The sequence below is a fragment of the Rhodococcus sp. MPR-R1B genome (assembly GCF_058793255.1).
In genome coordinates, this window is record NZ_JBXAFO010000056.1 from 1 (window position 1) to 10,569 (window position 10,569).

7 protein-coding genes and 2 pseudogenes are annotated in these 10,569 nt (G+C 55.3%); 8 read left to right on the top strand and 1 reads right to left on the bottom strand.

Annotated features, from left to right (window positions below):
- The first annotated feature begins 95 nt into the window (after positions 1-95).
- The 6 genes and pseudogenes from AC1Q61_RS32250 to AC1Q61_RS32275 all read left to right on the top strand — a co-directional run.
- Entirely contained in the window at positions 96-1,646 is a 1,551-nt protein-coding gene (locus AC1Q61_RS32250) for an ATP-binding protein (protein WP_492651447.1), read from the top strand.
- Between the two features lie 528 nt (positions 1,647-2,174).
- Positions 2,175-3,398: a HEPN/Toprim-associated domain-containing protein gene (locus tag AC1Q61_RS32255; RefSeq protein WP_492651448.1), complete on the top strand. Its 1,224-nt coding sequence runs from the start codon at positions 2,175-2,177 to the stop codon at positions 3,396-3,398.
- Positions 3,399-3,915: 517 nt separating this feature from the next.
- Positions 3,916-4,869: a hypothetical protein gene (locus tag AC1Q61_RS32260; protein WP_492651449.1), complete on the top strand. Its 954-nt coding sequence runs from the start codon at positions 3,916-3,918 to the stop codon at positions 4,867-4,869.
- Between the two features lie 1,072 nt (positions 4,870-5,941).
- The gene (locus AC1Q61_RS32265; RefSeq protein WP_492651450.1) at positions 5,942-6,955 is read left to right on the top strand and encodes a DUF6615 family protein; all 1,014 of its coding nucleotides are present in this window, start codon (positions 5,942-5,944) and stop codon (positions 6,953-6,955) included.
- 625 nt (positions 6,956-7,580) lie between these two features.
- Positions 7,581-7,754 carry a hypothetical protein gene (locus tag AC1Q61_RS32270; protein ID WP_492651451.1) on the top strand — a complete coding sequence of 58 codons (174 nt, stop codon included), beginning with the start codon at positions 7,581-7,583 and terminating at the stop codon, positions 7,752-7,754.
- Positions 7,755-8,093: 339 nt separating this feature from the next.
- A pseudogene (locus AC1Q61_RS32275) lies at positions 8,094-8,261 on the top strand (Mu transposase domain-containing protein); the annotation flags it as partial.
- On the opposite strand, the gene AC1Q61_RS32280 reads toward AC1Q61_RS32275, so the two are convergent.
- Positions 8,202-8,462: a hypothetical protein gene (locus AC1Q61_RS32280; protein WP_492651453.1), complete on the bottom strand. Its 261-nt coding sequence runs from the start codon at positions 8,460-8,462 to the stop codon at positions 8,202-8,204. The pseudogene AC1Q61_RS32275 and the gene AC1Q61_RS32280 overlap by 60 nt on opposite strands.
- 22 nt (positions 8,463-8,484) lie before the next feature.
- Between AC1Q61_RS32280 and istB the strand changes: the two are divergent.
- Together istB and AC1Q61_RS32290 are read left to right on the top strand one after the other, a co-directional pair.
- Positions 8,485-9,267: pseudogene (istB, locus tag AC1Q61_RS32285) on the top strand (IS21-like element helper ATPase IstB).
- A 721-nt stretch (positions 9,268-9,988) separates the two neighbouring features.
- On the top strand, positions 9,989-10,195 hold the full coding sequence (locus AC1Q61_RS32290) for a hypothetical protein (protein WP_492651452.1): 207 nt from the start codon (positions 9,989-9,991) through the stop codon (positions 10,193-10,195).
- Positions 10,196-10,569 lie beyond the last annotated feature (374 nt).

Genomic DNA, 10,569 nt, shown 5'->3' on the forward strand with positions numbered 1-10,569 from the left:
CAGCAGGGACTAAATCCAAGCCGGGTGGTGAATTTTCGTCCGACGATCACCGATCACTTTTCATCCGACGTTGACAGGTCGGTGTGCTTGATCGCGTGACGCGTGACCTTCAGGACGAAGTCATTCTCGACGACCTCATGTTAGAAGGCGAAGCGCCAACCGAGACACGTCAGCGAGACTTGCTTCGTGTAGTTCTGCTCGGCACGTATAAGACTGTTGACGGACTCAAGAAAAACACATTTAAGCGTGGCGCCGATAGCTATCCACTTGTTGAATCATCGTGTTGGGTCATCGACGGGGTCAACTTACAACGCTTTATGGGGCTTCTAGCCATGCATCTAGACCCAGAGAAGCAGCTTCAGCTTGGCACTTTCGTTGCAGATCCTTCCGCGAGAGCCGTGGCGGACGGTGACCGACTCTTTCAGCGGCATGCGGCGTTGCTAGGGAGTACTGGTTCAGGCAAGAGTTGGGCAGTTGCACTGATCCTTGAGCGAGCGAAAGCGCTTGCACACCCGAACCTAATCGTATTCGACATGCACGGCGAGTACACGCCGCTCGCGCAGGGTGATCAGCCAATAGCGAAGCGCTTTCGTGTCGCTGGTCCAGGTGACGAAAATGAAGACGGTCTAGCTCTGTATCTACCCTGGTGGTTGCTCAACCAGGACGAGATGCAGGCCCTCCTCCTTGACCGTTCCGAGGAGAATGCTCCGAATCAGGCCGCGCGACTGACACACCACGTTCGTGCTCTCAAGCACGAACGATTAGAGCACGAGGGCAAGGACGAACTAATCGACAGGTTTACGGTGGACAGCCCTGTGCCGTACAGCTTGAACGAGCTGGTCGGGCGCTTGGACGCCGACGACGTGGAGATGGTCGCTGGCGTTAACAATCGAGAAAAACAGGGGCCATACTACGGTCGTCTGACTCGCTTCGTTGGCCGTATGCGAGCGCGAATCGAGGACCGACGCTACGGATTCATGTTCGCACCATCCGAGGACGAAGTCGACTATGCGTGGTTGCATAAGCTCGCGAAGAATCTCCTCGGAACCAAACCTGGCATTAAAGTCATTGACTTCAGTGAGGTCCCCAGCGATGTCCTGCCCATCGTTGTAGGGGTACTAGCGAGAGTGCTTTACGAAATCCACTTTTGGACAACAGACGAGAAGCGCACGCCGGTGACGTTCGTCTGCGATGAGGCACACCTCTACCTGCCTGCCGGGCTTGCCGGAGCCGCAGAACTGCGTGCGCTCGACTCGTTCGAGCGCATAGCGAAAGAGGGACGAAAATATGGGATTTCTTTGCTTGTCGTGAGCCAGCGACCATCCGACGTCAGCCGCACGGTTCTGTCGCAATGCAACAATTTCATGGTGCTCCGACTTACAAACGACCAGGATCAAGCAGTCATCCGGAGACTTATGCCCGACAGTCTGGAAGGGCTCACGGCGGCACTTCCGCTGCTGGATGTAGGAGAGGCCCTACTCCTCGGCGACGCACTCGTTCTTCCGACTCGAATCCGGCTTGACCCGCCAAGTGTCAAACCGACTAGTGCCACGAAAAACTTTTGGAGCGAATGGAACGAGACAGCGGTGGAAGATGAAGACCTCGTGGCTGCTGTCGAAGCCATGCGCACGCAATCCCGCCGCTAATCTCGGCAAGAGTGAATTCTTCAGTATCATCACTAACGGTAACTGACGGTCCTGAAGGACAATTCGGGAGCCAGGTCCAGGGAACCGTCCAGGGAACCATAGTCGCGACAATGACGGGGCTCGTGAGTGCCTCCGGGAGCATGCGCAGTCCGGCGTGTTTCGGGAAGGTATCCTCTTGCAAGAATCATGCGTTTGCTAATGTCCTGAAACCAACTCGGTGATTGGATGCCTTGTAGTTGTTCCCTGGAGCATCGACGAAGAAGTGCAGACCGATGTCGATAGCTGCTCGATCCTGATAATACGTGATAGGAACCTCGTCAAGTTGGGATGACATGAGCGAGGCCCTCACAGAAATTGATACGTTTTTATTTCTAGGTTCAGCGCACTGAGTGAGTCGTAAACTTGGCGTCACGGTTCTTCTAGGTCGAGACTCGGCGACGCCCAGATCTATCTCAGTTGTTGTGGTTAGCTTGGACTCATTCTGGTCGCTGGACCAGACAACCCACCGAAGAAGGGAGCGCCTGAAACATGAGCTTTGACAGCTACATCAAAATCGACGGCGAAGGCGCCTATGTTTATGCCCAGCAAGGATACATCCCGATGATAGCAGCATTATTTTCCGAAAATGAAAAAGTTGACGATCTCGAGGGAGATGAAAGATCGTATGGTTACCGTTCGGTAGCTGGTGAAGTTAGGCAGCGATTGATTTTAAGAGGTTTCACGCGTGGTCGGGTTCTCGAAGATTTGCGGAGGGCTGTCGCGTCGTGGCATGAGTGTGTGGAATCGGAAAATTCTGAGGATCAAGCAGTCTTCAACCCCGAAGATCTATTTGAGAATGGACAAAAAGTCTTTCTCACAGACAGTGATATTCTTGACAGAATATCACTGTCCGTCAATGTGTCGCCAAGTAAAATATTTGACGATCCAGCCTACGATTCATTGTATCCGCCGATTCCTGATGCTGTGGAGCAGTACTTGGACCCGCGTTCGGTTTTAGCGTTATTAATAGACCAATTGGAAAACACTCAGGCGTCGATATTCTACGAGCTTCGGGATATGATATCTGGGTTGTACTTTCGGCCAGGTGCTAATATAGCCGAACGGGCGCGAGCGGAGGGATCGAGGGCCGTCGCAGCCGAAGTTCCTCTCATTGTTCTGACCGAGGGTCGCAGTGATTCTGAGCTTTTGAGCAAAGGTATGCAGATTACACATCCGCACCTCGTCGGGTTCCTTCAGTTTTTGAACTACCAAGGAAATGGAGATCTGCAGGTCGAAGGAGGAGTAGGCCGTTTCACAAGAATTGTGACGAATTTTGTGACAGCCGGCGTCGCAAATCGAATAGTCGTACTTGTGGACAATGATAGTGCCGCACAAGATGCGCTTAAGAGTTTGAAGAAACTGAAACTTCCAGACAGATTTCGCGTCGTCCATTACCCGAGTCTTGAACTTCTTCGGGCATATCCAGTTCTCCGTGCGGGCGCTGTGAATACCGAATTGCTTGATGTTAATGGATTCGGTGGATTTTTGGAGATGTACCTTGGAGAGGAGCTTCTCACAGTAAATGGGGTACTGGTGCCGCTCCGTGAAATTGGGTTCGTGGGAAATCCGCCAGTGAATCAGTTCGATTTCGCGGAATCGCGGCATAAAAAGCGTATTGCAAAGGAATTTCGGACAAAGGTCAAAGAGAAACGTGACGGGGATTGGTCAGGTGTCGCATCGATAATTGATGCGATCGTCTTCGCTTTTGACTGAGTAATTATGTACGCGAGCGACAGTTACCCGAGAACCGTTGATAGAGTCCAATTCTAGGATAACTGTGTGGTTGCGTCATGTAGGATTGCGCAGCTGACTCTTCCGGACGTAGAGTGCATTGATGCGTTCCCGAGGCTGTTTGGATTAGATTAATGATCGAGAGAGTTTAGTACTCCAGATTGCGGAAACTCAATGCGATGCCCCACGAATACTTCGAGCGCCCGTTGATTGTCTCCATCGGACCGTGGGCTGCGCTCGAAGTCGCTGCTGCGTTGGTAGCGCGCAACGTGCGGCTGAAGCATGACCTGCAGAAATCTGATTCGGTTCGGCGCGTCGCCCATACAGCGATTGGGAGATCGGCTCTAATAAACGTGTGACAGTCATCATTTTCGCTCGCGCAAGCAACGGCTACGTCATCGCTTCTGATGGTCGTACGTGTAGGCCTAGTTTTCCCAGACACATCAAAACCGATGACGCAGAGAAGATCCGTGTCTTTCCCATTGGAGACGGAGGTTACGTGACCGCTTCGAGCGGTCGCGCCACGATCGGCAACGTCTCTATCGCCACGGTTGAAAAGTCGTTCGTGCAGGAACGAATCGACTCCGGGGTAGGCATCGCTGGTCCGGAGGAGTTCATTTCGTACTTCGTGGACGCACTCAAACAATTCAACGAAGGGCAGCAGTGCGATTGCAGCACAATGCTTTACCACTGCGTAACCTGCCAGTTTTGTGAGGGATGGGATCGACAGCAATGCGAAAACTGCACCAGCGCGAATCCGGTTTTTGTGTGGTCGGCGGAGGGTGACTTTGGCGAAAAGTGCTGGTGTTCACCGGGGGAGGGGCGTCCCGCCGGCACCCCGTCGACATCTGTCGCTGGGTGCGAATGCAAACCCACCCGTGAGGATGATCTGACTTGGCTTTGTGTACCGTTCGGGCCGAGGGCAGTTGAACCAGTAACGGCAACTGTTCCATCGAAGCCAAACCTGAATCCCCGCCCTGAACCTATTATTGGGAATGTCTTACTTATGGGTGAACTTGCAAGCGGGCAATTTGCGACGGAAACCGAAGAATTAGTGAAAATGGCGAACAATGGGTTCCGATTGGATGTCGAGGCTTCGGTTGTACTAGCTCGGGCAATTCTCCAATCTGCCTACGCAGAAGCATCTAACAGTGCCGTACTTCACGCTTCCTCAGACTTTGCTGAAGAATTGAATGCCATGAGCTTCAACGGGGCTATCGGGGATAGCCTACAAGAGTGGGCTGAAATTACCCGAAAACTCGCAAATTCTCAAGGCTGGGACGCGGACGAAAGGGTTGGGGCTGCGGGGATTGGCGGCACTGCGCGCGTCGTTGCCATCAACGACTCCGATGGTGCGAAAATGGTTGAGACGTCGGACAATTTTGGACTTCCGAGCAATGTCTGCCCAATTCATTCCGTCGGCCCGTGTCAAGAGAATGCGACCCGGAAGTAAGGTTTGACTGCCGTGGAATGACAACGGTTTGATCGATATAGGTGGATCCTTCAAATCGCACGCGTCGAACGTCAACGAGTGGACGGCCTACAACTAAGGAGATCATGCGATCTTTTAATCGCTTGATCGTCAGGCCACTGTTCCAACGCTCAGTGATCTTCGCTGCCGTCGAACAGGAACCTGAAGAGTAACCTGCCGAAGAGACAAATCGCCGATCCCGACGGGTTCCGCAGCCTAGATTGGCAACTAACAGAGGCTTATGGCAGCGGGTTCCGTGCTTACTGCTCGCGCCGTCGTAGGGGGGCTGATGATGAGGCACGCTTGAGCGATCGGCAACCCCTTGCCTGATCGAGCCGCGGTGTAGCTCGATCTCTGGTTTGGTCGCTTTCGTGCGCAAACCAATCAGGTGTTCAGGCTGCATCAGTTTGTCGGGGTTGCCGGTTTTGGACATCGGTGCGAAGCAGCGGATCAGCAGTTGGATGACAGGTTGAGCGCGATGTAGTTTCGCAGGCTTGTTGTGCCAAGTCAGTGCCACTGTCCGGCGAGCTAAAGTGAGGCGGCGGTGAGGCATTACTAGGTGTGGATGTCTATGCCGTCGGTGCGTTGGCATGGGTGTGTCGACGATTCGATCGAGTGCTGCACTGATTACTCAGATGAGTTGGCCTCCGATTATTTGGGCGACCTTATCTTCTCCTCGTGGATGTGGCCCGAGGTTGATCGGGTTGGTGTGCGGACTGTGCGTGATCTGGCACTAATTGCAGGTGTCGGTGGGGTCAGAACGGGGTGTTTGTGCGTTCAGGCCTGCGATGGATGAGTGTTTCGTATGCGGTGGCGATTGATCGTACAATGTTGCGACACATCCATCGCGATGCCGATCTCTTCCCATCTCGACCCGTGGCGGTGCAGTAGTCAGGCATCGTCTTCGTCGCCGTTCATGGCCGGTTCTCCTTTCGGCCTGGGATTCGCCGAAGTGAGGCGGCTTCTGGCTACGCTATAGGCGGACACGATGTGGGGGATGACGCCGGTGGTGATCATGTTGGTGCTGATGAGCTATCCCTGAGATACTGACAGAATGGTATTGAACCTCGCTGCCCTCATTTCCGATATGGATGCCTTGTCTCGAATGACTTGGCGTCGAGTATTAGTCGGTGATGCATCCGGGTTGAAGATGCGCGAGGACTCGATCACTGATCACAATCTTTTTGAACTTATGGAATCCCACCCTGAACTGTCAGTCCGGCGTTTCAACCAGAACGCAGAGAAAAAAGTCGGCGCGGACTGGGAATGGTGGATCGGGTCGACCAGGTTGGGTTGGTTTCGTTTGAGGATCCAAGCGAAACGTGTTCACGACGCATCGTACAGAGAGTTGGACCATCCCGGCGCAATTGAAGGCGATTATCAGTACCAGACATTGATTGATGAATGCACCAAAGGGGACGCTACCTATCCGTTTCACGTCTTCTATAATGGATGGCGTGAGAATCGTTTTCTCGAAAAGTTCGAATCGGACCACTATTTCAATAGTTGCGGTTGCGGCGGGTCGAGGCAAGATCTATGGGGCTGCGGTGTGATGTCCTCGCGGATCGTCATGGATCTGCATCTAGGGTCCAGCGCTGCTGACTGGCGGAAGCGTTCGTATGTTCCTCGCTATATGCCTGAAATGTTGCCTTGGTCAAGGCTATTCACGTTCGTTTGCCCATCCGTATCCCATCATCTCAAGATGAGATTGAACAAGTCAACGCCGGACGCCATTTTCCGTGAAATGCACAAGGGAGTCTTTGTCGCTGATTCATTTAGCCGCGGTGAGCTTTCCGAAAGGTTTCCAGATGGTCAGGGAATTAAAGAGTATATCGACGAGGGACTGTCGGGTGTTGAGCTGTTTCGTGAGCTACCCGACTATGCGAATAAGGCGCGTTTGGCCCGACGGTCTTTTCTCGCCGATGGAATGAGCTACGTTGAGGACAATCCTAACTTGCGGCCTGCTGTGCATGACGATCCTCATAGCGATCAGCCGGGTATTGTGTCTGTTCTCGACCTCGAACTCGATCCCGATGAGGTGGATCTGCGCTTCGAACATCACCGGTGATCACAGCGAGGGCAGTCGCGCGGTGTTCGGCCTGACCGATGACCACGCGTGCGATCTTGGTGCGGTGTCCGGGCAAATGGCAGTCTTGGCCTGGAATCGGGCTCACTAGTCACTTCTGGCGTGCGTCGGCGACTGGCGACTCCTGCCGATATTGGGGATGGGAGCCCGCGCGCTCTTTATAGTCCGCTTTGGCCGCCGGCAGCCGTGTTGCCGACGGTTGAAAACTAGTCCAGAAACTGCGGTCCAAAACTAGGCCACCCAACCAAGATTGAATGAGTGATCTCCATGGAAGACTGGGCATTGATCAGGCACCTCTATTAGAGCGAAAAGCTGTCGAAACGTGCCGTCGCTACCAAACTCGGTACGGCGTGTGACACCGTCACCAACGCCCTTGCCGGCGACGGACCACCGAAATATCAGCGACCACCCGTTGAATCCGCGATCAGTGCCGTGGAACCGAAGATCAGGGCGCTGCTCTCAAAACATCCGACGATCCGGTCACTGTGCTCGCCGAACGCATCGGATGCGGCGGATCGATCAGTTGGCTACGCGAACGAGTCTGGGCAATCCGACCCGAATACGCCCCCGCCGACCCATCAGACCGCCTCCAGCACGATCCGGGCCTGTGCAATGCGATCTGTCGTTTCCACCGGCGTCGTTTCCGCCGGCGTCGATTCCGCTCGGCGACGGCCAGTGTGGCGCCCCGCCGTTACTGGTGATGGTTGCTGCGTTCTCCCGATTCATCACCGCGATGATGCTGCCTAGCCGAGTGGCGACGGACCTGGTCGCCGGCATGTGACAGTTACTTTCACATGATCTCGGTGCCCTCCCTCACCGTCTGTGGTGGGACAATGAATCCGGTATCGGCCGCCGCGACTGGCTGACGGATCCGGTGATCGCATTCGTCGGAACGGTTGCCACGACACTGATCCAGCTCAATCCGCACGACCCCGAGTCCAAAAGAATTGTCGAACGCGTCAACCAGTTTTTGGAAGCCTCGTTCATGCCCAGTCGAACGTTTCGTTTACCTGAGGACTTCAACACCCAACTGGCCAATTGGCTCGCGGTGGTGAATTCTCGAGTTGTCCGCCGGATCGGTGTTCGCCCGATAGACTTGGTGTCCGTCGACACCGCGGCGATGTTGTCGTTGCCGCCGGTTCCACCGTTTACCGTCGCACGCTCGCGGATCCGCCTGCCTCGTGACTCCTACGTTCGGGTCCACGGAAACGACCACTCGGTCGATCCGTCAGCGATCGGACACCTGGTCGAGGTCGCTGCGGATCTGCGCCAGGTAGCGGTCACTCGTGAAGGTCGAGTTCTCGCCGAGCACGAACGGCGGTGGTCTCGGGGGCTGACTGTCAGTGATCCACTGCATGTGGAATCGGCCGCCCGGTGGCGAGAACAGTTTCAAAACCCGACGCCGGCCACCGTAGATCAGGATCGGATGATGCGCGATCTGGGCGACTTCGACCGTGCATTCGGAGTTGAATTCCTTGTGGAACAACATCTATTGACCAGGCGGTGCAGTAATGGGAAACGTGGATCCACTCAAGGGCGTCGAACACTACGCCCAGAAATTGAAAGCGCCACGTATTCGGGAATCGGCAGCACAACTAGCGGAGCAAGCCCGCAGCGACGGATGGAACCACGAGGATTATCTCGCCGCCACCTTGTCGAGAGACGTCAAGGCGAGGGAATCGTCCGGAACTCAAACCAGGATCCGATCAGTTGGACTTCTGACACGAAAATCATTGGAGGAGTATAACTTCGAGTACCAGCCCTCACTCAGCCGAGAACGGTGGCTTATCTGGGAACCCGAGGCTTTCTGATCCAAGTACACAATGTGGTGCTCTTGGGCCTCCAGGCGCCGGCAAAACGCATCTGGCGATCAGGCTGGGAATCATGGCATCCCAGTCCGGGTGCCGGGTGGCGTTCACTACCGCCGTCGATTGCGTGGTCAGAGTCAAAACCTCTCACGTTGAGGGAAGGCTGCCGGTTGAGCTGGCGCGTCGACGATTGATCGGGTTGATCATCTTCGACGAAGTCGGCTACATCCCGTTCGAATAGGACGCCGCGAACCTGATTTCCAGGTGGTGTCGAGTCGCTACGGGCATGCCTCACTTATCCTGACATCGAATCTGGCGTTCAGTCGGTGGGGTGACGTGTTCGGCGATCAGGCGGTTGCTGCCGCGATGATCGACGGAATCGTCCATCACGCAGAGGTTTTGACGTTGAAAGGGGCGAGTTATCGACTCAGAAACACTGGAATCGATACGTTGCCGTCCGTGAGAGCGGACAACGCGGCACAGTGAATGCATCGGCGTGGACTAGTTTCCGTCCGTCGGGAATGGACTAGGTTTCGACCGTCGTTCACATGATGTGCGAGTCAGGGCATGAAACGGACAATTGCTGCCCTGGCCTTCGCCGTCGTCGGGCTCACCGCGAGGGGGTGCTCTTCCGACAATGACGGTCAGGCCGCGCCGGTCACCGCCACGGTCGCCAGTGCTGTTCCCAGGTCGACGATTGAACCTACTTACCCGTCACCGCCGGTGCGGACAACGACCACCGCTGCCGTGTACTACGAGGAGGCCACCACTGAGGAGACACAGCCGTGGATACCGGTTGTGACTCTGAGAGAAGAATGCGGTCCACGAGGAAGAACCACAGTGACTGCTGGCGGCGCGACCGACGGTGCAATGTGGTGGACATCGCCCGGTGTAGCACCGAATACGAGAATCGCTACGCCATACACGCCACCGGCGACAACCAATCGTCCGTACCCGACCGCTGATGAATCGTTCATCGAAACGTGTATGGGAAATACGGGACAGACCCGTGCGCAGTGCATCGCCTCCATTCAGCACGGGATAGACAACGGAAATATCGTTGTCCCATAAGGTAACCCGCCACATAGGTGTCATGGGCCGAACCGAGACCGCGACTTTCCGAACGTGAGGCCACGCTTGTTCGCGTCGCCACCATCTCCGATGTCGTCCATCGCCGATAGATTCCGAGCGCGACGGATATTTACTTGTGACGGATACGCGTGCCGGGAGTAATTGGGGCGAGGTGCTGAAGCACGACAAAGTCGGCGCGGACGAGGACCCTGAGAAGTGGACCAGTCTCACGTACATGTTCGACGAACTTCTTGCGGCGATCGCCAACGGGAGTGAATTCGACGGTTGGACCGCCGACGTCATAACCGGAGAGCTGACCTGGGATCTAGGGGGTAAACCGTGAGATCGGTTTGTTGGTGTGGTTGTTTCGCTTGTCGCCGCAGTCTCGATAAGTGCGTGCATCGCAGCGGTGTCCGATTCAGTCCGGAGTTGGCGGGGCGGCCCCGCACGACACCCACCCGTGCGCGGGAAACCAGGAGATCGGGTACACCGGCGAGTATAAACGGATGAATCTGCTTCGCAAGCGCAAGTCCTCGAGACTTGGCCACGCAACACCTCTCGATGGCTTCGGATCGCGATTTCTCGGCGTCTTCCAGGCGCCACATGCTCTTCTCCAGGTCCTTTGTTTCGTGAGCGTTAAGGGTTTGGAGAGGTCGATTCGCAGGCGAAGTTCACTGGAAGCAAGGGGCGTGAATGTGATCATCCGGTCTCCTGTCC